The following is a 19,645-nucleotide window of genomic DNA, read 5'->3' on the forward strand; positions in this document are numbered from 1 at the left end:
CAAGGAACGATCTTCTCCCTGCTCGGCCCCAACGGCGCCGGCAAGACCACCACCGTGCAGATCCTGTCCACGCTGATGCGCGCCGACGGCGGCCAGGTCACGGTGGCCGGGTTCGACCTGAACCGCCAGCCCGACGACGTCCGCGGCGCGATCGGCGTCACCGGCCAGTACTCGGCGGTCGACAAGCTGCTCACCGGCCAGGAGAACCTGCTGCTCATGGCCGACCTGCACCACCTGTCCCGCACCGACGGCCGCCGCAAGGCGACCGAGCTGCTGGAGCGCTTCGAGCTGACCGAGGCCGCCGGCAAGCCCGCCTCCACCTACTCCGGCGGCATGGCCCGCCGACTCGACCTGGCGATGACGCTGGTCGGCGACCCGCGCATCATCTTCCTGGACGAGCCCACCACCGGCCTGGACCCCCGCAGCCGCCGCTCCATGTGGCAGATCGTCCGCGAACTGGTCGCCGGCGGCGTCACCATCTTCCTGACCACCCAATACCTCGAAGAAGCCGACCAGCTCGCCGACCACATCGCCCTGCTCGACCACGGCACACTCATCGCCGAAGGCACCGCCGACGAACTCAAGCGCCTCATCCCCGGCGGCCACGTCTCCCTGCGCTTCACCGACGACACCACCCTGCACAACGCGCTCGGCGCACTCGGCACCGGCCTCATCGACCCCGCCGACGACGACCGGCTCACCCTCCAAGTCCCCTCCGACGGCGACGTCACCGCCCTGCGCGAACTGCTGAGCCGCCTCGACGCCGCCGGCATCGAACCCGCCCACCTGTCCATCCACACCCCCGACCTCGACGACGTCTTCCTCACCCTCACCGGCCAAAACCACACCCCCGACCAGCACGGCACCCCCAGCCAGCACGACACCCCCAACCAGCAGCAGGAGGCCACCCGATGAGCACCCTCACCCTGCCGGCCCGCGACTCGGCCACCATGGTCCGCCGCCAGCTCAAGCGCCTGATCCGCTACCCCTCCATGACCATCCAGCTCATCATCACCCCGGTCATCCTGCTGCTGCTGTTCGTCTACGTCCTGGGCGGCACCCTCGGCGCCGGCATCGGCGGCGGCCGCGACGCCTACGTCAACTACGTCCTGCCCGGCATCCTGCTGATGGCCGCCGCCACCGCCGCCACCGGCACCGCCGTCATGGTCGCCACCGACATGACCGAAGGCATCATCGCCCGCTTCCGCACCATGCGCATCTCCCGAGCCTCGGTCCTGACCGGCCACGTCATCGGCAGCCTCCTCCAGCAATGGCTCGGCACCATCGTCCTGATCGCCATCGCCTTCGCCATCGGATTCCGCCCCAACGCCACGCCGGTCGAGTGGCTGGCCGCCGCCGCACTACTCACCCTGTTCATCATCGCCATCACCTGGCTATCGGTCGCCCTGGGCCTCAACTCCGCCACCCCCGAAGCCGCCAGCAACGCCCCCATGCCACTGGTCCTGCTGCCCTTCCTGGGCAGCGGCTTCGTCCCCACCGACGACATGCCCACCCTCCTGCGCTGGTTCGCCGACTACCAGCCCTTCACCCCCATCATGGAAACCATCCGCGGCCTCACCCTCGGCACCCCCATCGGCAACAGCGCCACCATCGCCACCACCTGGTGCACCGCCATCGCGATCCTGTCCTACCTCTGGGCCAAACACACCTTCAACAAGTCCTGACCATGAACCGGCCGAACAGGGCCGCCAGACCACCCGGTCCGGCGGCCCCGACCGCATTCCCACCCCGGTACGCGGATGAGCTTCCGCCCCCGTCGTTCCACGCGACGACGTCCTCGCTCGGCGGCCCGATGAGCGCGTCGAGATCGTGGCCACTCGCGCTGTGACGTGGGTTTCCGCTGGTGCTAGTGGGAGTCACCGGGACGGCTGTCGTCCTGGCTCCGGGTGAGCTGGTCGTTGAGGCGTTCGAAGTGGCGGAGGCCGTCGGGGTGGCAGCGTGCGGCGGCCCGGGCGAAGGTGTGCAGGGCGCTGGTGAGGTCGCCGCGGGCTTCGAAGATCAGGCCGAGGCGGACGGTGGCGCCCATGTGCCCCGCGGCGGTCGCGGCCCGGTAGTAGACCTCGGCGGCGGTCGGGGTGCCCTCGTCGGGACGGTCCTGGGCGTAGCCGGGCAGGGTGAACTCGTAGGCCAGCTCGGCGGCCATCTCCCGGCGCCGGCTGGGGGCCGCGTTGAGCAGGATGTCGGCGGGAGCGTCGCCGTCCTCGGCCGCCGCCTTCAGCCAGGCCCGCGCTTCGTTGGGGCGGTCGTGGCACAGCAGCAGGATGCCCAGCCGGCAGGCGGCTTCGCGGCCGCCGTCCTCGGCGGCGATCAGCAGGTCGGCGCCGTGCCGGCCGAACAGCTCGTAGAGGCGGCGGTGCGCCATGGACTGCTGGTGGCGCAGCCGGTGCAGCCAGTCCTTCAGCGAGGCGTCGTGCAGGTCCTGCCACCGCAGGATCCGGGTCGTCAGCGCGGGCGGGGGCGGATCGGGCGGTGGTCCGGGTGGTGCCACGGGGGCGGGGGAGACGGGGCCGTCGGCCGGAGCCGCGTGCTGGCCGTCCTGGCGGCTCTCTCCCGCCGGGTCCGCGGCGCTTTCGGGCGGTACGGCGCCGGGCGGGGGCATGGCCGGGGCAGGGAACGCCGGTGCCCGGTCAAGGCGGTGCCGCATCGCCTTCCAGTGCTCGTACCAGCCCTGCAGGTCCGCCGGCCCCTCGAAGTCGAGGGTGGCGCCGGACTCGTCCAGGAAGTCCAGGCATGTCAGCACGTAGGTGGCCACCCAGCCCCAGGACGGCGGGCCCTGCCGCTTGCGCGACATCACATCGCTGAGCACCGCCGCGGTCACCACCCGCAGCATTTTGATCTTCTCTTTGTGGCGCTCCCTGACTTCGGAGGATCTCTTCACCAACTCCCGATTGCTGGGGACGCAGCACGCGTGCTTGAACCGTTCAAGATCGCGGACGAACTCGTCCAGCGCCGTACTCGCCGACTGGGGATGGCTCGTCATTGTCGGGCTCCCATGCGGTCGGGGTCGATGATCGTTTATTCGGGGCAGCATATTCCACGGCGGGGACCTTGTGCGGTAATTGACGGGTAGGTCTAGAAGTTCTGGACAGGGCGGAATGTCGGGCTCCGGGGACGGGTAGCTCCTGGTCACAGCGAACTGGAACACTTCGGAACATTCCAGGAGTAAATCGTGTCGATCTCTGAGTCAGGTGACGCAAACCCGTCAGTATTAGAACTAAATTCGCCCATGAACGGTCCCTGATGGGTCGAGTGTCCGATTGACGGGATGTCGACATTTGTCGGTGTTCCAATGGCTTCCGAACGGTCGTTTGAGGTGGCCGGTTCCAGGCCGCTCTGGCGTACTGGTGATCGTCCCATTCGGCGATCACTCGAAGGATCCTCATCCGATGCGTTCGCACACACCGGCCACCGCCCGGCCCGGCCACCGCCCCGCGTGCCGGCACCGCGCCGTGCTCAGTCCCCCCACCGTCCCCACGGCGACCACCCGGTTCAGCGATGACGACCTCCTGCTGTTCCTGCTGACCTCCACCTGGCAGCTGTACACCGGCCGCCCCGCCCCGGCCGTCCCGCCGGCGGACATGACCGAGGCCGAGCTGATCGAGTACTGGAGCGAGCCCGCCGCGTCGAAGGAGACCTCCGCGTGAGCCGCGACACCTCCGGGCAGCTCCCGGCGTGGGCCCGCCTGCCCCGCCCGACGACCACCACCCTGGCGGCCGTCGATATCTGCCGGTTCGGGACCCGCCGGGACGCGCCCACCCAGCTGCTCCTGCGCAAGGAGATGTACGGGCTGGTCGCCGAGGCGTGCCGGATCACCCGGGTGCCCTGGTACGACTGCCACCGCGAGGACCGCGGCGACGGCGCGCTGTTCATCGTCCCGCCCGATGTCGCCGCGGACCACCTGCTGGACCCCTTCGCCAACCATCTGACCGTCGTGCTGCGCCGCTACAACCGGCTCGCCGGCCCCGCCACCCGGCTCCGGCTCCGCCTGGCCGTCCACGCCGGTCAGATCCACCGCGACGAGCACGGCGTCGCCGGGCCCGCGCTGGTCCACCTGTTCCGGCTCCTGGACGCCCCGGCGTTCAAGAAGGCGGCCGACAGCGCCGTCGCCGACCTCGCCATGATCGTGTCGGACCGGCTCTACACCGACGCCGTCGAAGGCGGCGGCCTCGTCAACCCGGCCGCGTACACCTCCCAGCGCGTCACCTGCAAGGAGACCCGTGCGCGGGCCTGGATCTGGACCCCGCCCACGCACTGAACCGGCGCGGGGCACGGGTGTTGACGCCGTACGGCGGTGCGGTGTGACGTTGGCGGTGGCGACCATCGGGTACCACCGCCGAAACGGGAGGGGGAACCGGTGTCCCGCAAGAGCGACGGCGGCACTGCCGCGGAGGTGCGGGCCGGCGACGTCATCGCGTTCCGGCTGGGTGCGCACAATCTCGTGACGCGGCGGCCGGCCGATGACCTGCTCGAGGCGGCGGGGGCGTGCGGGGTCCAGAACAGCCCGCCCGGTTCGGCGCTGCTCGCCCTGCACGCCCGCGTCGAGGATGTGACGCGGGACCGCTTCGACCGCCTCGTCGGCGAGGAGAAGAGCCTGCTCCAGAGCTGGTGCATGCGCGGGGCGCCGTTCTTCTTCCCGGCCGCCGACGCACCGGTCTTCACCACCGGCGTCCTGCCGCCCACCGAGGACGGGCGGCTGCATCTGATCAACGGCGTCGAGCAGGCGCTGGACGACCTCGGGATGGGCCTGGACGAGGCGGTCGGCCGCACCGCCGGGGAGATCGAGGCGGTGCTGTCCGGGCGGCGGCTGGCGATCGGCGAACTCGGCCGTGAACTCGCCGAGCGCGTCGCGGCCGGCCTGACGCCCGCCCAACGCGAGACCTGGCGGGCGGCGGGTCCGTACGGTGCGAACATCCCGGTCGGCGAGGCGGTCGCGCACTTCTGCGTCCGGATGCTGACGCTCGGCGGCACCGTCTGCTTCGCGCCGCGCAGCGGGAACAAGGCACCGTTCGTCCTGCTGGAGGAGTGGCTCGGCCGGCCGCCGCCGCGGGACGATCCCCGCGATGCCCGCGCCGCCCTGCTGCGCCGCTACCTGCACTGCTACGGGCCGTCCACCCGCGAGGGCTTCGCCGGCTGGCTCGGCGTCCGCGCCGGCGACGTCGGCCCGTGGTGGAGCGCCCTGGAGGACGAGCTCACCCCCGTCGGATTCGCCGGCGGCCGCGCGTGGATCCTCACCGGGGACCTCGACGCGCTGAAGTCGGCGCCGGAGCCGCGCGGGGTGCGGCTGCTGCCGCCGAGCGACCCCTACACCCAGCTGCGCGACAGGGACACCATCGTCGAAAGGAAGCACCACCGGGCCGTCTGGAAGGCCACCGGCACACCCGGAACGGTGCTGGCCGACGGCCGGATCGCCGGAACCTGGCGGCCCCGCAAGAGCGGCCGGAAGCTCGTGCTGAAGGTCGAGACGTTCGGGGCGCTCACCGCCAAGCCGCGCGAACGGCTGTGCGAGGAGGCCGAACGCATTGCCGCGCTGCGCGGCGCGTCAACGGCGCAGGTCGAGTTCGGGGACGCGGCACGCTGACCCCGCGCGGGTGGTCGAACGGGCGGCGCGCGTCAGGATTCCCGCCGGACGAATCTCGCGAACCAGTGCCCGCGGAAGTGGTCCGCCGTAGTCGTCAGGGGAAACCCGGGATCGGTCAGCTGGCGGAAGAGGAACTCCGCCGCCGTGCATCCGAATCGGAACCCCTTGCCGAGGCTGTCCACGGCGTAGACCGGCCACCCGTCGGGATCGGGCCCTTCGGTGATCCAGAAGAACGTCTCGTGGTGCTCGTTGTTCGACCAGGGGATCAGCCCGCCCGGGGCGGGGAAGGGCGGATGCTCGTCACCCGGCGCCCACTTGTCGCCGGCGTGGAACTCGGTATGCCAGATCAGCTCCTCCGGAGTGAAGACCTGGAAGAACTCGTCGAACAGGCCGTCGCAGCCGAACGTCTCGACGAGCCGCTTGTAGTCGCTCGGCAGCGGCGTGCCCAGGCGGGACTCGACCGCCGCCCAATCGGGTACGGGACCCGGCGGCGCCGCCCACGAAGTGATCGCGACCAGCCGGTCCGTCCACGGCATGTCCGCGGGCAGCTCGTCCGGGCGCGGTATGTCCCGTTCCGTGACGGCCACGACCACCCGGCCATCGGGCCCCTCGCCCAGTGCCACCGACCGCGCGTCCCACACCCAGGAGTGCGTCCACCCGACCTGCAACGGCGGCAGCCCGCGGGCATGCGTGAACGGGCCGGCGTACCGCTCGGTGAGCGCCTTCACCAGGCCGTTCACGTCCACGCCGACGGAGACCGGCAGGCAGGCATGCCCGCCCGGATGCCCGGGCTCATCGCACGCCAGGGCACCGGGACCCATGTCCATCCACCTGGCCACGGCGCCCAGCAACCGCTCACCGTCCATGAACGGCATGAAAGCACACCCCACCGACAACGGCCGCGCATCAGCGCGATACCGCCTCAACCGGATGGGGGAGAAAGTTCGCCTGAGCGGGTGATCAGCGGTTACCGCCGGTGCGGAACGCTGGCGCCATGCCGCTCAAACTGATCCATGGAATTCCGGTCGACACCGGCACGGAACGGCCAGTCCCGCGCTGGGCGTTGCGCGCCGCGTACGCGCTCCCCCTCCTCCTGCTGCCTTCATGCCTGTGGCGGCTCCCTTTCGCCTTCCACTTCGAAATGGGACAGGTCCAGGGCGAATCGCTCGCGCCTTTGTGGGTGACCATCCCTTACGTATTCGGGCTCAGCGTGCTCTCGGAAACGCTGGCGCTGCTCTGCATCGGCCTGGTGAGCCGCTGGGGCGAGGTCGTACCGGACCGGTTCCCGATCATCGGGGGCAGGCGCGTCCCGCCGATGGCCGCCGTCGTCCCCGCCACGATCGGCGGGCTCGTCCTGACCGCCGTGTCGGCGACGATGGTGCTCAGCTGGTTCGGCGTCACCGGCGGCGTCGCGTACGAGAACGTCTGGTGGGAGACGCTCGCGGAGGCGTGCGTCGCGCCGCTGGCCCTGTGGGGACCGATCACGCTGGCCCTGACCTGCGCCTACTACCTGCGCCGCCGTCCCGCGGGCAGACGGGATCAGCGGGTCGCGCAGGCTTCGGTCACGGCGGCGGGGTCCCAGTAGAAGGGACGGCATTCGAGCATGCGCCCGTCCCTGACAGTGATCATCTGCAGGATCAGCGTCTCGACATCCCGGCCGGTGGCGCGGGCGCGGAAGCGGACCCGGTTGCGCACCAGCACGGTCTCGGCATCGCCCCAGTGCCGCTGTTCGAGGAACTCCATCGACTCCCAGACTTCGCTGAAGCGGGCGAGGAAGCGTTCCATGCCCGCGTGGCCGCGCCAGGTGCCCGTCCCCGTGAACGGCAGCCCCGGGGCCTGGTGCAGGACGACCTCGGGATCCAGATGGGCGGCGACGCGCCCGTAGTCGGCCTTGCCGTACCCGCCGGCCGCCACGTACGCCGCCTCGGCCTCGTAGAACCGCTGCATCACCGTCCAGGCGTCATCCGGCCGGTCCGCCCGCGCGGCGCCCGTCGCCCGCTCCGCCGCAGCTTCCATGGTCATCATCCCTCCACGATTCATCGATGACCCGGGAACCCCGCCCGAGCGGTGCCGGTTGCGCCCGCGGTTCAGGTGGTCACCGCGTGGCGGGGGTCCGGCCGGGCGCGGACGTGCATGCGCTCGCCCTGGCGGCCGAAGAGGCTCAGGACCTCCACGGGCCCCTCGCCGGTCGTGCCGAACCAGTGCGGCAGCCGCGTGTCGAACTCGGCGACCTCGCCGGCGCCCAGGGTCAGGTCGTGGTCGGCCAGGATCAGGCGCAGGCGTCCCGACAGGACGTACAGCCATTCGTAGCCCTCGTGGGTGCACAGGTCCGGCTCGTGCCGCTCGCGCGGCAGGACCATCTTGTACGCCTGGATCGAGCCGGGCTGCCGGGTGAGCGGGAGCACCGTGTTGCCGTTCACGCGCCGGGGCTTCAGCCGGACGCGGGGGTCGCCGACCTCGGGCGCGCCCACCAGCTCGTCGAGGGGGACCTGGTGCGCCTGCGAGATGGGCAGCAGCAGTTCCAGGCTCGGGCGGCGCCGGCCCGATTCCAGCCGGGACAGGGTGCTCTTGGAGATTCCGGTGGCCTCGGAGAGTTCGGCCAGCGTCACGCCGCGCCGGGTGCGCAGCCGCTTGAGGCGCGGGCCGACCTCGGCGAGCGCGGCGCCGATCGCGGGAGAGTGGTCCATGGGCCCATCCCACCGCGTCCGTCCCGGAAATGGCAACAAGAGTTGTCGCCTCCGGGACCGACGGGTCATCGTCGGCGCCGGAGGTGATCGCGATGAGCGATGTGGCAGGTGCGGAGTACGACGCCGAGGTGGTCGGCGGGGGCGCCGCCGGGCTGAACGCGGCGCTGGTGCCGGCGCGGGGTGAGGTCCGGTGAGCGCCGCCGTCGCGCCGCCGGCTCGCCGGCTGCCGCTCGGCGTCTACCTGCTGGCGTTCAGCCTGTTCGCGATGGGCAGCGCGGAGTTCCTGCTGGCCGGGGTGCTGCCGGAGGTCGCCGACGACCTGGGGATCGGCCTGTCCTCCGCCGGCGCGCTGATCTCGGCGTTCGCCATCGGCGTCGTCGTCGGCGGCCCGCCCCTGGCCATCCTGACGCTGCGCTGGCCGCGCCGTACCACGCTGGTGGCCACGCAGGCCGTCTTCGCCGCCTCCGTGGCGGCCGGCCTGCTGACCGACAGCTACCCGGTGCTGCTGGCCACCCGGTTGATCTGCGGCCTGGCGTACGCGGGGTACTGGGCAGTCGCGGCGGTCACCGCGATCAGCCTCGTCACCCCCGACCGCACCGCGCGCGCCTCCGGCGTCGTGGTCAGCGGCCTCAGCCTGGCGATGGTCGCCGGCGGGCCGGCCGGGGCGCTGCTGAGCTACTTCACCGGATGGCGGGGCGGCTTCTGGGGCGTGGTCGCGCTGACCGCCGCGGGCGCGGTCCTGAGCCGTCTCGCGGTGCCCGCGACCGGCACCGGCACCAGGCCCAGCGTCCGCCGCGAGCTGCGCACCATGAAACGGCCGCAGCTGTGGGCCGTCTACGCGGCCACGATCCTGAGCACCGCCGCCTACATGATCTCGTTCAACTACCTCGCGGCGTTCCTGACGGACATCACCGGCATTCCGGGTGTCTGGGTGCCCGCGATCCTGGCGCTCTTCGGCGCCGGCGCCTTCGCCGGCCTGTTCGTCGGAGGCAGGATCGCCGACAGGCGTCCCGCCCTCGCGCTGCTGGCCGGGACGCTCGGGATCGCGGCCTGCTCCGTCCTGCTCGCGCTGCTGGCCCGGCACGCGCTGGCCGTCGTCCCGCTGGTCCTGCTTCTCGGTATCGCCGGATTCGTGCTGAACCCGGCCATCTACGGACGGGTCTTCACCATCGCGGCGAACGCGCCGACACTGGCCGGAGCCACCACCGTCTCGGCGTTCCAGCTGGGCATCAGCATCGTCCCGGCACTCGCCGGTGCCGCGCTGAACGCCGGAGCGGGCATCGTCTCCGTCCCCTGGATCGGCGCCGCCCTGGCGGTGTCCGTCGTGCCGGCCATCCTGCTGGACCGGGCACTCTCCCGGCGCCGGCATGCCCCCCAGCGGATATCCGCGGATACGCAGCCACATCCGCGCCTATCACGGTGGCTCTTCGCAACCCTTCCGCTTCACTTGGTCACACCGCCTCGTGACGCGATGGGAGCAGGACCCGATGGGCAAGCACACGGAGAAGAAGGAAGGCGACGGCAAGCACGAGAAGGGCGGCAAGTAGGTGACCGCCCGGCTCGTGAAGGAGCTGACCGAGTCGGGAGACCTGGCACCGGCGTGGCGCGACGCGTTCCTGGCCGTGCCCCGGGAGCGGTTCGTTCCCGACACGGTGTGGACCCAGGACGGTGACCGCCTGCTCCCGCTGCGCCGGGACGACGACGAGGCGGCCTGGCTGGGGCTGTGCCGCGCCAACGCGTTCGTCATCACGCAGGTGGACGACGGGAACCCGGCCGGCCCCGGGCAGGCCGGCCGGGACATCACCAGCTCCGCCGGCCGCCCGAACGTCGTGGCGCGGATGCTGGCCGCCCTGGACGCCGAGCCCGGCATGCGCGTACTGGAGATCGGCACCGGTATCTGGCTAGACGACCCCCTCCCACCCGATCACCACTCCCACCACGGCCCACTGGCCTGCCGCGGGTCGCCCCATCGCTTAAGACCGTTAGCACCCGGCGCTAAAAGGTGCTCCGGATGTGACAATTCCAAAAACGCTTCTTGCTTGCTCCGCCGAACCGACGTACTTTCGCGAGAAAGGCATGGAGCGAACCCTCTCGCCCGGGTCGCGCCTTTCCGCCGCTGGAAGGGGTCGAAGCATGGTACGAGCGAGCATCAGGCGCATTTCCATTCTGCTGACCGCACTCGCCGCCGCCCTCTCCCTCGCGATCCAGCCGGCCTCGGCCGCCGGTTGGGTGATCTCCGAACCCCACGGCACGCCCGTCACGTTCAGAGGGCTCGGAGTCACGTTCGGTTCGAGCGGGGGAGCCTTCATGACCTGCGCCGAGCACTCCATGCACGGCATGCTGACCGATCCGGCGCCGGTGAAGTTCGCCGAGCTCGCCTACCACGAATTCATCGACTGCGTCGGCCCGCTGGGCCTCACGTACACCGTGTCGGCGGGCGGCCAGGAACACCTCAACGCCGTTTCCACGACGAGCGACCCCGATAAGAACAATGTCGAACTGGTTAATCTGGGCATGCAGATGAGCGGCCCCGGGTGCTCCGCGACGTTCACCGGCACGATCCCGGGGGTCTATTACAACAATGGAGCGATTCTGAGCCTGGGTGACGGCATGTACCTGACCGCGTCCAACGTGTCGGGGTGCCTGGGCATCATCACGAACGGCGCCTCCATCGGAATCACGGCCGACTACGAGGCCGACCCGCCGTTCACGCTCAGCTACCAGTGAGCCGGTGCATCATGAGACGGGTCGCCATTCTGCTGACCGCACTCGTGGGGGCCTTCTCCCTTATGGCACACCCCGCCTTGGCCGTCGGCTGGATCATCTCCGAACCCCATGGCACCCCGGTCTGGTTCAGCGGGTACTCGGTGTCGTTCACATCCCCCAGGAACATGACGCTGGGCTGCGAGGAGCACCACATGGGCGGCTCCCTCATCAACAGGCCCGACCCGCGATTCGCCCTGCTGAACGAGCAGGAAGCCACCAGCTGCAGCGGCCCGATCGGCATGGTGTTCACGCTGAACGCGGCCTACACCTGGGAACTCACCGCCGTCTCCCCGACAGCGGACCCCGACGTCAACAACGTCGTTCTGGAGAACATCTCGCTGCACCTCAACGGGCCCGCCTGCGGTGCCACATTCACCGGCTCGATTCCGGGGACCTACGACAACGGGACCGCGGTCCTGCGCCTCGACGGCACCGGCAGTTCGACCCTCACCGCCTCCTCCGTGGTCGGCTGCTTCGGAATCATCCGGAACGGGGACCACTTCGCCTGGGAGGGCGACTACCTGGCCGACCCGCCGTTCACGCTCCACATGGAGCCGTGAGGTACCCGCCGTCCGCCATAGCCCGCCCACCTGCCCCCGCGGCATGACGGCAAGCGCCGTACTAGACGCAGGTGGGCGATCATGGCTGCTCGTGTCGTGATCCGCAGCCGTCGACGGGACCCGACATCGGGCCTGGCACCCGGAATCAGCTTGTGAAGGACTCGGGGCCGAAGCGGCCCCACGCCACGAAGGCGGCCAGGGCGAGATAGACCAGGTTCCCCACGGCTGACACGGCCTCACCGCGGCGAAGGTGCGTGGCCATCGCGCCGACCATCAGCAACGCCGTACCGACGGCGGCCATCGGTACCAGAACCGGCGCGATGTCGGTCACGGCGGGCAGGACAAGACCCACCGCTCCCAGGACCTCGATGGCCCCGATGGTTTTGAGGAATCTGGCGCTGACGTCTGCGGTCCATCCCGCACCGCGCATGGCGGCCATCTTCTCCTTGGGCACGATCAGCTTGCCGACACCACCGATGAGCAGGACAACGGCCAACAGTCCGGCGCAGATCCAAAGGGCGAGGTTCATGGGTTTGCTCCTTGCGGGGTCATAGGTGAATCCGGTCCGGAGAACCGGAGCGGCGATCGAGTTCTGCCGCCGGGGCGAGGGGGCTGCGCCGTACCGTTGATGCCAGGCAGCATCCGGCCGGGCCCCTGCTCGTTACCTGAGCCGGGTCATCGGTGCCGGCCTCACCAGCTCGCGCATCGCGGCCGGCAGCGTCGAGTCCGCCAGCGTTCTGCCCGCCGCGATGATGTGCTGCAGGGACTTGCCTGCGGTCGGATTACCGAAGAGGTTCAAGCGGGCAGCCATCGTGTGCTCCTTGCTGTCGTGGCTGGTTCGCACACGAGTCGTCGATGCCGCGATCTATGTGACAGCGCAGGCGGTGTGACGTGAACAACAAGCAGGCTGCGAGCGACGGCCCGCCGTGATGTGATCGTGTTTCGTCCCCCGGTCGGTCTGCCGAGATGCCAACACCCCTGGTGGGCGCGGCGCCTTAAGGACGGGCGAGGGTGAGGAGATGAGGAGCCACCGGTGGCAGAGCACGCTGCAAGATCTGGCGTGAGCGGCAGCGCCCGCCCAGACCCCGCTACTGAGGCGTTCGTCGCCCACCGCAACCTGCTGTTCACCGTCGCCTACGAGATGCTCGGCTCGGCCGCCGACGCCGAGGACGTCCTGCAGGAGACCTGGCTGCAGTGGGCGCAGATCGATCTGGCCACGGTGCGGAACCAGCGCGCGTTCCTGGTGCGCATCACCTCCCGCCGGGCGCTGGACCGGATGCGAACGCTCAGCCGTCGCAAGGAGACCTATATCGGCCCCTGGCTGCCCGAGCCGCTGCTGACCGCCCCAGACGTGGCCGAGGATGTGGAGCTGGCCGACTGCGTCTCGATGGCCATGCTGCTGGTACTGGAGACGCTCACCCCGATCGAACGAGCGGTCTTCGTGCTGCGCGAGGTATTCGAGCTTCCGTATGACGAGATCGCCCATGCCGTCGACAAGAGCCTGCCCGCCGTCCGCCAGATCGCCCACCGGGCGCGCGAACACGTCTCCGCCCGTCGGCCCCGCGAGGCCGCCACCGCAGCCGAGACCCGGGCCGCGCTCGCCGCCTTCCAGCACGCCGTGCAGACCGGCGACCTGCAAGATCTACTGGACATCCTCGCGCCTGACGTCATCGCCCTGAGCGACGGCGGCGGCATCCGCCAGGCCATGGCACGACCCGTCGTCGGTATCGACAAGCTGGCCCGCCTGCTGGTCGCTCACGCAGCCGCCCTCGGCGCCCAAGAGTCGTTCCAGCCGGTGACGCTCAACGGCCGCCCGGCTCTGATCGTGCGGCTCAACGGAGAGATCGACGGTGTCGTGACGATGCGGATCGAGGACGGCCTAATCACCGAGCTCTACTTCGTACGCAATCCCGAGAAGCTGTCGCGTGTGGAGCGGGAGATCGCGCTGAGCCGCTGAGGCCCAACGACCTGGGCGAACGGTTCTCCGCCGCGTCACCGCTGAGGCCCGGCCACATCCATCACCGCGGGCCATGGACAAGTTCGTGGATTTTCTGCGATTACCACGACCCCGGTTACAGCAGCCCTTGCCGCCCAGTCGTAGTGCAGATGAGTATCAGTCACCCGAAGGGCAGGAGGAGGACACTTCTCTGTTCGCCTGCTGCGACATGCGCGATGGGGCGGGTCCGGCAGCGTTCGACGAGCCGACGGCGGCCTTCCACGGAAAGTGGGGCGTTGGCATGTGACACGTGGCCGGTCACTGCGTCCGTATCCGGCGGCGCTCTGGGTGCGTCACGAGAACCGTTCCCACGCCGATTGGCGGCGCATCCCGAGTGCTTCACCGATGCGGTCCCAGGACATGCCGCGACGACGGGCCTCGCCGACCCAGGAGCGCAGATCGTCGTCGACCTGGGTGATGGTGAGGCCGGGCGCGAGCCGCCGGAGCCGGCGGACGGCGGTGATCCGCCCTTCCCGCTCCCACACTTCCCGCAGCTCGGAGCTGAAAGGAACGCCGTGCAACGCGTCCTGCCGTTCCGCGGCGGACGGGCGGACGCGCTCCTCGTACTCCTCCTCCCAGACGCCGCTGATGACGTGGACCCCCGGGATGGAATGGACGCTGCCGTCATGGCGGTCGACGAGGTACGGGCCGGTGCCGACAAGGAAGTCGCGGTTCTTGCGGCTTTGGATGTAGGTCTGCGATTGCCAGTAGACGAGCCAGCCGAGAGGTGTTCGTCGACGGCCACGATGCCCATAGGCAGCGGCCGTCCCAAGTCGGCGCGCTTGCGTTCTTCTTCGCGAAGCACCGATTCGACCAGGCGAATCGCGCCCTCTCGGTCGATCACCGGCTCATCCTGGCAGCGTCCCATGCCGTTCGCCACCCGATTTGTCAGGCTGCGGGCAAGGTGTGCGGAGTGGGGGCCGTCTTGGTCAGGACTTCGGCGAACTCACGTACGGCAGGGCGCTCGCTCATTTCGGCGGGAATGGCGCGGAGGACGGTCCTTCCGATCTCGGTGATCATGTGGCTGCGGTACGAGGGCGGCAGCCCGTCAAGGATGGCGGTGGCCTGGCGAGACCCCCGGTCGGCGCCGCCGTTCACGACCGTGCACAGGGCCTCGTGCAGCCGGACATTCGCCGTGTACTGGTAGTCGAGGAAGGGATGGGCCAAGACCCGGTCGCGCGCCGTGTCCGCGGCTTTCTCCTCGCCCACGGCCGCGTGAACCCAGCTCTGCGTGAAGTGGACCTGGTCGCTGGTCCAGTAGGCGGGGATGAGATCTGAGGGCCAGTTGTCAGGCGCGGCGTTCACGAATCCGCGCAAGACCTGCTTGGCCTCGGCGTGCCTGCCAAGGAGGGAGAGTGCCTTGGCCTGCGTTCCGGCGATGAGCGCCGCGCCGAGGGACGGGCGACTGCCCGAGATCTCCTGGACCTGGCGGGTGAGGTGGAGCACGGTCGCCGGGTCGCGTTGCCCGTAGAGACCGGCGCCTGCTTCCGAGCGCCGGACCATTAGGTGCAGGTCCAGATCTCCGGTGGCGTCGGCTGCTGTACGGGCCGTACGCCACCAGCGGATCGCCGCGCCATGGTCTCCCAGCCGGGTCAGGAGGTTGCCGTGCAGGGTCGACAGGGCGGCCAGCACTCGCAGCAGCTCTGTGGTCTCCTCGTCGTTCGGGGCCTGGAGTTGTCGCTGGAGGCTGAGGAGGTCCAGGACGAGGTCTTCGCGAGCCTCCTGCGCCGGACGCGTACGAAGGGCGTGTAGGTGATCGGCGCAGGCGAGATGCCAGTCGTCAATGCCGCGCGGTGCGCTGGTCAGGGTGGCGTTCAACAGCTGGCGCGTCGTCTCCCCCAGCGAGGCGAACCCACCGGCACCCATGCTGAGGATGACGAATTGCAGCAGGCGTCGACGCTCCATCTCGTCCCGATCGTGGGGAGGATCCGTCTCCTGGACGCTACCCATATGGGGTGCTTCTGACTCGGGGGCGGCGAAAAGCTCGTCCTCGGTCGTGCCGTACGCGAGGGCGTACAGGAGGCGGTAGCGGGGGCCGACGTTGTGGGCGGCGGCCTCGTGGCCTCGGATGGTGCGTTCGAGGTCGCGGGGCTTGGGGAGTTCGCGCCTGATGCGCTCGGGGGCGACTTCGCGGAGGCGTTCGGCGAGGCCGGTGACGGTGTAGCCGCCGGTGTTGCGGCGGGCGCGCAGGAGTGCGGCGGTACGGGTGGCGTCGCGGGCTGGCACGGCCTCAACCCTCCGTGTGATCTGCGGATATCCGCGGATACGCAGGCCGTTTCCGCGCTCACCCGTACGTATCACGGTGACCGTGTGTCGCGGGCGCCTTTCGTGAGGTGACGGCGGGTAGATGTCGCTGGCCGCTGGGGCAGCTCGTTGCGCGGGCGGATATTCGCGGATACGTGTGTGTACGTGCTTATCCGGCGGTCGGGTCGGTGAACGGGAGCGGGCAGTCTTCCTCGGCGGCGCAGGCGATCAGGTCGTCGCATCCGGCGGCGAGGGCTCGGCGGAGGGTGTCCGCTATGAGGTGGAGGTCGGTGATCCTGGCTTCGACCTCGGTGAGCTTGGTACGGGCGCGTTCCCGCAGGCCCGTGTCCGGGTGCCCGTGCCGGTGGGTGCCGGCCTCCAGTAGTTCGGCGACCTCGTCCAGGGTGAAGCCGAGTCGCTGCGCGGTCTTGATCACGCGTAGCAGGGTCACCGCCTCGGCCGGGTACAGCCGGTGCCCGCCGGGGGTGCGGTCCGGCTCGTTCAGCAGGCCGCGCCGCTCGTAGTAGCGCAGCGTCTGCTGGTTCACTCCGGCCGCTGCGGCGACCTGCCCGCTGCGCAACCGGTCGCCGGTGGTCACGGCCGCGTCCTCGTGGCGCTCTTCTCGGTGGCGCGGGCGGCCAGCGCGTCCAGGACCTCGATGTGCTGCTCGTCGACGCTGATCTCCAGGGTCAGCGCGCCGCCGGTGGCCGTCAGGGTGAAGGTGAAGAACGAGCAGCATCCGGTCTCGGCGGCCGCCAGTTCGGCCGCTATGCCTGCCACTGTCGGTTCGGGCAGCAGTTCCAGACGCGCCTGGCCTGGCGCCGAGCGTCGAACCCCGGTCACCGCCTCGGCGAACAGCGCGTCGAACGCCGCCAGCCGCAGCGGTCTCTCGGCGGTCGGCAGCGTGCACGCCTGCGGTGCCCAATCCTCGTCCTGGGTGGTGTCGCGTACCTGCTGTGGGTCCATGTCTTCGACGGTAAGCCTGTACCCCGGTGCCGGATGCAACCCCTGATTCCGGTCGGGCCGAGGAGTCCGGTGACGGTGTAGCCGCCGGTCTTGCGCCTGGCGCGCAGCGTGGTTCCCGTACCGGCGATCTCCTGGTCAGGGTGCGGGCGCGGATATCCGCGGATGCGCTGCGTATCCGCGGATATCCGTTCCTATCACGGTGACGCAGCGACGCCGAGGCGTTTCACTGGGTGACGGCGGGCGTCGCTGCTCGCCCCAGAAGACAGAGCGGCCCCGGACGGTGTTGCAGCACCGTTTGCCCGGGGCCTTGATCCGACAGGAGGCGTCGGACCCATGGGCGATCGTACGACCGAGGCCGGGCCGCTCGCAGTGCTCGGCGATTTCCTGACCGCGTGCGGCTTCACCGTGGAGCGGGCCGCGGGCGGGCTGAGGGTGAGCGACCCGCAGGTCCGCGGGTGCTGCACGGTGGTGGCGGACACCGTCGTCTGCCGGGCGCGGGCCGAGGACGGCGGGCGGGTGTGGTTCTGGACGTCATGGGGCTGGCCGATCGCCCCCGCCGACCGCGTCACGGACGCCGCGCTGCGCGTCCTGGAGTACCTGGGCGAACGCTCGCACGGAGCCGGGCGATGACCGCGGCGCCGTGGGCCGTGGTGGAACTGGATCCGGAACGGGTCGTGGCGGAGCTGGCCCGCAGGTTCCCGGGGGTGTGCGCGTGGCGCGGCGAGTACACCGGGTCCTGGTGGGCGATGGTCCGGGACCGTTACGGGCGCGACCGGCTGATCGAGGCCGCGTCGTCCGCCGAGCTGGGGCGCTACCTGGAGGAGGACGCGCGGTGGCGGGGCGTTCCGCGGTACGCGCGTGCGCCCGCGCCGCCGAGGCCGCGGCCGGCGCCGCCGAGGCGGCGTCCCGTGCCGCCGGGGCCGCCGCGAGGGCCCGGCGCGCGGACGGCGCCCCGGCGGCGGTCCCTTCTGCGGCGGATGCTGGGACTGTGAGCGGACGGCCCGATCCGCCGCGGACCGGGCCGTACGGGCTCAGGGGTGCCGGGGGGACTCGTTCGTCCAGCCGGCGCCGAGGACGAGTTCCCTGTTGAGGACGTCGCCGGGGCGCATCCCGGTCATCGTGCCCCCCGCCTTCACCACGACCTTGCGGCCGGCCAGGATCCTGTACGTGCCGGGCTCCAGGATGAGCTGGTAGTCGAACACGGTGCCGCTGCCCTCGGCCATGGTGCCGCGGGCGGCCAGCCCGATCCCGGTACGGCCGCGGTCGTCGGTGACCTCGCCGATCGTGCGGACGCCCGCGACGGCGGCGAGCCTGCGGAAGGCGGCGGCCCTGATCTCGGGGGTGGCGGGGCGGGCGGTGAGGAAGTCGAAGCCGGACATGAGGTCGGTCGCGGCGCTGCGCGTTCCGCGGATCTTGGGGGGGAAGAGCTGCTCGTCCAGCTTCGCCGGGTCGTCGGCCAGGCGCAGCGCCTCGCCGGGGGCCCGCTTGAGCGCCTGGCAGTCCGCCGGCGGTACGGGCTCGCCGTCCTTCTCCAGGCGGCGGCAGAACGCGTCGCGGTTCCGGGTGGCCTCCTTCTTCTCCGCGGGCGTGGAGCGGTCGGCCGTCCAGTCGCCCGGGCCCGCGCCGAAGGTCTCGCCCGGAACGGTGCTGAGCGTGGCCCAGTGGTCGTTGGACCAGACGCGCATCGTCCTCGGCGCGCCCGCCTTGCGCCAGGCCGCCGCGTCGGCCATGGTCAGCGGCCGGGCGCCCAGGTCGCGGGCGTAGAGGACGTCGGGGTCGGCGGCGGAGCGGGCCGTCCACCGGTCCCACTGCGACTGGTAGCCGAGGACGGTGTAGCCGTCCGGGCCCTTGCCGACACGGTACGCCTGGCCGTCGATCGTCTGGACGCGCCAGTAGCGCCCGGCGGGCTCCTTGGCGGCCTGCTCGGCGGCGGCGAGCAGGAGCGAGCGCGCGGAGGCGTCGCCGCCGCCCGGCCGCGGCTCCGCCGGCCCACCGCCGCCCAGCGTGGCGATGGCGACGGTGCCCGCGGCGCCCGCCGCGACCAGGCCGGTGAGGCCCAGTTGCAGGCGGCCGAACGGGAGCCTCCGCCGTGTACGGCGCGCGCCGCGTCCCGCGATCTCGTCCTCCAGTGCCCGGAACGCGGCCCCGGTCGCGCGTTCGGACGGCGCCGGCGGCTCGGGCAGCAGGTCGCGGACCATGTCGATGTCGTTCATGCGGTCGACTCCTCGGTGATCAGCATCGGGTTGACTCCGCCCAGCGCCTCGCGCAGCTTCCTGCGGGCCCGGTTCAGCCGGGAGGCCACCGTTCCGTTCTTGAGGTCCAGGGCCGCGGCGACCTCGTCGTAGGTGAGGTCGGCGAGCGCCACCAGCAGCAGCACGTCGCGGTCGCCGGGGGACAGCCGGGCCAGCGCCCGGGCCAGGTCCCCACGGGCGCCGCCCGCGGTCACCCAGGCGGTGACGCGGTCCTCGTGGCCCTGCGCGACACCGTCGGCCGGGGTACGGGCGAGCGCGCGGTAGCGGCGGCGTTCGGCGCGCCGGTGCAGGCCGACGAGGTTGGTGGCGATGCCGTACAGCCATGGCCGTACGGCGCCCTTCGCCGGGTCGAACCGGTCCCGGCGGCGGAACGCGGCCAGGAACGTCTCGGCGGCGATGTCGTCGGCGGCGTCGGTGCCGAGGCGTCGCGCGGCATAGCCGTGGATCTCGTCGAAGTAGCGGTGGAACAGCTCGGTGAACAGCTCGGGCTCCTGCCGCGACCCCTCGATCAGCTCCGCGTCCCCGGGCGGCGGGCCGTCGCCCGGGGCTTGGCTTGGTCTCATGCGAGGTCCTTC

At 71.0% G+C, this 19,645-nt stretch carries 24 protein-coding genes and 1 pseudogene; 12 read left to right on the plus strand and 13 right to left on the minus strand.

The features are described 5' to 3' along the window. Positions 1 to 915, plus strand: a 915-nt coding sequence (locus ACA361_RS28625) for an ATP-binding cassette domain-containing protein (protein WP_375016931.1), incomplete at its 5' end; no start/stop codon positions are given. Further along, positions 912 to 1,685, plus strand: a complete 774-nt coding sequence (locus ACA361_RS28630) for an ABC transporter permease (RefSeq protein WP_375016933.1) — start codon at positions 912 to 914, stop codon at positions 1,683 to 1,685. The genes ACA361_RS28625 and ACA361_RS28630, both read left to right, overlap by 4 nt. A 182-nt stretch (positions 1,686 to 1,867) precedes the next feature. On the opposite strand, the gene ACA361_RS28635 is transcribed toward ACA361_RS28630, so the two are convergent. After that, positions 1,868 to 2,851, minus strand: coding sequence for a hypothetical protein (locus tag ACA361_RS28635; protein ID WP_375016935.1), 984 nt, complete (start codon positions 2,849 to 2,851; stop codon positions 1,868 to 1,870). A 556-nt stretch (positions 2,852 to 3,407) separates the two neighbouring features. Here ACA361_RS28635 and ACA361_RS28640 point away from each other — a divergent pair. The 3 genes from ACA361_RS28640 to ACA361_RS28650 all read left to right on the plus strand — a co-directional run bounded on the left by ACA361_RS28640 (position 3,408) and on the right by ACA361_RS28650 (position 5,599). Beyond that, on the plus strand, positions 3,408 to 3,665 hold the full coding sequence (locus ACA361_RS28640; RefSeq protein WP_375016937.1) for a hypothetical protein: 258 nt from the start codon (positions 3,408 to 3,410) through the stop codon (positions 3,663 to 3,665). After that, positions 3,662 to 4,276, plus strand: coding sequence for a hypothetical protein (locus ACA361_RS28645; RefSeq protein WP_375016938.1), 615 nt, complete (start codon positions 3,662 to 3,664; stop codon positions 4,274 to 4,276). The genes ACA361_RS28640 and ACA361_RS28645 overlap by 4 nt, the downstream gene beginning before the upstream one ends. Before the next feature lie 99 nt (positions 4,277 to 4,375). Then, complete coding sequence (locus ACA361_RS28650; protein ID WP_375016940.1) at positions 4,376 to 5,599, plus strand: winged helix DNA-binding domain-containing protein; 1,224 nt, start codon at positions 4,376 to 4,378, stop codon at positions 5,597 to 5,599. A 32-nt stretch (positions 5,600 to 5,631) separates the two neighbouring features. Here ACA361_RS28650 and ACA361_RS28655 read toward each other — a convergent pair whose 3' ends face one another. Continuing rightward, the gene (locus tag ACA361_RS28655; protein WP_375016942.1) at positions 5,632 to 6,465 is read right to left on the minus strand and encodes a hypothetical protein; all 834 of its coding nucleotides are present in this window, start codon (positions 6,463 to 6,465) and stop codon (positions 5,632 to 5,634) included. 344 nt (positions 6,466 to 6,809) lie between these two features. Here ACA361_RS28655 and ACA361_RS28660 point away from each other — a divergent pair, with 344 nt between their 5' ends. Next, positions 6,810 to 7,184, plus strand: coding sequence for a hypothetical protein (locus ACA361_RS28660; protein ID WP_375016945.1), 375 nt, complete (start codon positions 6,810 to 6,812; stop codon positions 7,182 to 7,184). Here ACA361_RS28660 and ACA361_RS28665 read toward each other — a convergent pair. Together ACA361_RS28665 and ACA361_RS28670 are read right to left on the minus strand one after the other, a co-directional pair. Next, on the minus strand, positions 7,139 to 7,615 hold the full coding sequence (locus tag ACA361_RS28665) for a nuclear transport factor 2 family protein (protein WP_375016947.1): 477 nt from the start codon (positions 7,613 to 7,615) through the stop codon (positions 7,139 to 7,141). The two genes, ACA361_RS28660 and ACA361_RS28665, sit on opposite strands and share 46 nt — an antisense overlap. Before the next feature lie 71 nt (positions 7,616 to 7,686). Next, positions 7,687 to 8,286 carry a helix-turn-helix domain-containing protein gene (locus ACA361_RS28670; protein WP_375016948.1) on the minus strand — a complete coding sequence of 200 codons (600 nt, stop codon included), beginning with the start codon at positions 8,284 to 8,286 and terminating at the stop codon, positions 7,687 to 7,689. Positions 8,287 to 8,476: 190 nt separating this feature from the next. Between ACA361_RS28670 and ACA361_RS28675 the strand changes: the two genes are divergently transcribed. The 3 genes from ACA361_RS28675 (at position 8,477) to ACA361_RS28685 (ending at position 11,612) form a co-directional block, all read left to right on the plus strand. Then, the gene (locus tag ACA361_RS28675) at positions 8,477 to 9,958 is read left to right on the plus strand and encodes an MFS transporter (protein WP_375016950.1); all 1,482 of its coding nucleotides are present in this window, start codon (positions 8,477 to 8,479) and stop codon (positions 9,956 to 9,958) included. A 461-nt stretch (positions 9,959 to 10,419) separates the two neighbouring features. Continuing rightward, positions 10,420 to 11,013 (plus strand): hypothetical protein, encoded by a 594-nt coding sequence (locus ACA361_RS28680; protein ID WP_375016952.1) that lies wholly within the window; start codon positions 10,420 to 10,422, stop codon positions 11,011 to 11,013. 62 nt (positions 11,014 to 11,075) lie between these two features. After that, on the plus strand, positions 11,076 to 11,612 hold the full coding sequence (locus tag ACA361_RS28685; RefSeq protein WP_375016955.1) for a hypothetical protein: 537 nt from the start codon (positions 11,076 to 11,078) through the stop codon (positions 11,610 to 11,612). A 145-nt stretch (positions 11,613 to 11,757) separates the two neighbouring features. On the opposite strand, the gene ACA361_RS28690 is transcribed toward ACA361_RS28685, so the two are convergent. Continuing rightward, entirely contained in the window at positions 11,758 to 12,141 is a 384-nt protein-coding gene (locus ACA361_RS28690; RefSeq protein WP_375016956.1) for a DoxX family protein, read from the minus strand. A 132-nt stretch (positions 12,142 to 12,273) separates the two neighbouring features. After that, complete coding sequence (locus tag ACA361_RS28695) at positions 12,274 to 12,423, minus strand: hypothetical protein (RefSeq protein ID WP_375016958.1); 150 nt, start codon at positions 12,421 to 12,423, stop codon at positions 12,274 to 12,276. 222 nt (positions 12,424 to 12,645) lie between these two features. Between ACA361_RS28695 and ACA361_RS28700 the strand changes: the two genes are divergently transcribed. Then, complete coding sequence (locus ACA361_RS28700; RefSeq protein WP_375016960.1) at positions 12,646 to 13,569, plus strand: RNA polymerase sigma-70 factor; 924 nt, start codon at positions 12,646 to 12,648, stop codon at positions 13,567 to 13,569. Positions 13,570 to 13,901: 332 nt separating this feature from the next. On the opposite strand, the gene ACA361_RS28705 is transcribed toward ACA361_RS28700, so the two are convergent. The 5 genes and pseudogenes from ACA361_RS28705 to ACA361_RS28725 all read right to left on the minus strand — a co-directional run bounded on the left by ACA361_RS28705 (position 13,902) and on the right by ACA361_RS28725 (position 16,818). Beyond that, a complete protein-coding gene (locus tag ACA361_RS28705) occupies positions 13,902 to 14,129 on the minus strand; it encodes a hypothetical protein (protein ID WP_375016963.1) in 228 nt (75 codons plus the stop codon). Positions 14,130 to 14,180: 51 nt separating this feature from the next. Then, positions 14,181 to 14,417 (minus strand): annotated as a pseudogene (locus ACA361_RS28710) (YrhB domain-containing protein); the annotation flags it as partial. Between the two features lie 79 nt (positions 14,418 to 14,496). Then, on the minus strand, positions 14,497 to 15,834 hold the full coding sequence (locus tag ACA361_RS28715; RefSeq protein ID WP_375016966.1) for a hypothetical protein: 1,338 nt from the start codon (positions 15,832 to 15,834) through the stop codon (positions 14,497 to 14,499). A 187-nt stretch (positions 15,835 to 16,021) separates the two neighbouring features. Beyond that, complete coding sequence (locus ACA361_RS28720) at positions 16,022 to 16,450, minus strand: MerR family transcriptional regulator (protein ID WP_375016968.1); 429 nt, start codon at positions 16,448 to 16,450, stop codon at positions 16,022 to 16,024. After that, entirely contained in the window at positions 16,447 to 16,818 is a 372-nt protein-coding gene (locus ACA361_RS28725; RefSeq protein WP_375016969.1) for a hypothetical protein, read from the minus strand. Before ACA361_RS28725 ends, ACA361_RS28720 begins: the two co-directional genes overlap by 4 nt. A 333-nt stretch (positions 16,819 to 17,151) precedes the next feature. On the opposite strand from ACA361_RS28725, the gene ACA361_RS28730 reads away from it, so the two are divergent. Continuing rightward, the gene (locus ACA361_RS28730; protein WP_375016973.1) at positions 17,152 to 17,448 is read left to right on the plus strand and encodes a hypothetical protein; all 297 of its coding nucleotides are present in this window, start codon (positions 17,152 to 17,154) and stop codon (positions 17,446 to 17,448) included. Then, positions 17,445 to 17,810, plus strand: coding sequence for a hypothetical protein (locus ACA361_RS28735; protein WP_375016975.1), 366 nt, complete (start codon positions 17,445 to 17,447; stop codon positions 17,808 to 17,810). The genes ACA361_RS28730 and ACA361_RS28735 overlap by 4 nt, the downstream gene beginning before the upstream one ends. Before the next feature lie 39 nt (positions 17,811 to 17,849). On the opposite strand, the gene ACA361_RS28740 is transcribed toward ACA361_RS28735, so the two are convergent. Continuing rightward, a complete protein-coding gene (locus tag ACA361_RS28740; RefSeq protein WP_375016978.1) occupies positions 17,850 to 19,031 on the minus strand; it encodes a hypothetical protein in 1,182 nt (393 codons plus the stop codon). Beyond that, the gene (locus tag ACA361_RS28745; protein ID WP_375016981.1) at positions 19,028 to 19,633 is read right to left on the minus strand and encodes an RNA polymerase sigma factor; all 606 of its coding nucleotides are present in this window, start codon (positions 19,631 to 19,633) and stop codon (positions 19,028 to 19,030) included. Before ACA361_RS28745 ends, ACA361_RS28740 begins: the two co-directional genes overlap by 4 nt. Positions 19,634 to 19,645: the final 12 nt, after the last annotated feature.

This window comes from Actinomadura sp. 21ATH, assembly GCF_041951345.1.
Lineage (GTDB): Bacteria > Actinomycetota > Actinomycetes > Streptosporangiales > Streptosporangiaceae > Spirillospora.

What these genes read in the sequence shown, in the direction of transcription:
- ACA361_RS28670 (WP_375016948.1), bottom strand. Translation starts at nt 8,286, where the DNA reads ATGGACCACTCTCCCGCGATCGGCGCCGCGCTCGCCGAGGTCGGCCCG.
- ACA361_RS28740 (WP_375016978.1), bottom strand. Translation starts at nt 19,031, where the DNA reads ATGAACGACATCGACATGGTCCGCGACCTGCTGCCCGAGCCGCCGGCG.
- ACA361_RS28725 (WP_375016969.1), bottom strand. Translation starts at nt 16,818, where the DNA reads ATGGACCCACAGCAGGTACGCGACACCACCCAGGACGAGGATTGGGCA.
- ACA361_RS28635 (WP_375016935.1), bottom strand. Translation starts at nt 2,851, where the DNA reads ATGCTGCGGGTGGTGACCGCGGCGGTGCTCAGCGATGTGATGTCGCGC.
- ACA361_RS28695 (WP_375016958.1), bottom strand. Translation starts at nt 12,423, where the DNA reads ATGGCTGCCCGCTTGAACCTCTTCGGTAATCCGACCGCAGGCAAGTCC.
- ACA361_RS28655 (WP_375016942.1), bottom strand. Translation starts at nt 6,465, where the DNA reads ATGGACGGTGAGCGGTTGCTGGGCGCCGTGGCCAGGTGGATGGACATG.
- ACA361_RS28745 (WP_375016981.1), bottom strand. Translation starts at nt 19,633, where the DNA reads ATGAGACCAAGCCAAGCCCCGGGCGACGGCCCGCCGCCCGGGGACGCG.
- ACA361_RS28680 (WP_375016952.1), top strand. Translation starts at nt 10,420, where the DNA reads ATGGTACGAGCGAGCATCAGGCGCATTTCCATTCTGCTGACCGCACTC.
- ACA361_RS28735 (WP_375016975.1), top strand. Translation starts at nt 17,445, where the DNA reads ATGACCGCGGCGCCGTGGGCCGTGGTGGAACTGGATCCGGAACGGGTC.
- ACA361_RS28690 (WP_375016956.1), bottom strand. Translation starts at nt 12,141, where the DNA reads ATGAACCTCGCCCTTTGGATCTGCGCCGGACTGTTGGCCGTTGTCCTG.
- ACA361_RS28630 (WP_375016933.1), top strand. Translation starts at nt 912, where the DNA reads ATGAGCACCCTCACCCTGCCGGCCCGCGACTCGGCCACCATGGTCCGC.
- ACA361_RS28730 (WP_375016973.1), top strand. Translation starts at nt 17,152, where the DNA reads ATGGGCGATCGTACGACCGAGGCCGGGCCGCTCGCAGTGCTCGGCGAT.
- ACA361_RS28640 (WP_375016937.1), top strand. Translation starts at nt 3,408, where the DNA reads ATGCGTTCGCACACACCGGCCACCGCCCGGCCCGGCCACCGCCCCGCG.
- ACA361_RS28665 (WP_375016947.1), bottom strand. Translation starts at nt 7,615, where the DNA reads ATGGAAGCTGCGGCGGAGCGGGCGACGGGCGCCGCGCGGGCGGACCGG.
- ACA361_RS28685 (WP_375016955.1), top strand. Translation starts at nt 11,076, where the DNA reads ATGGCACACCCCGCCTTGGCCGTCGGCTGGATCATCTCCGAACCCCAT.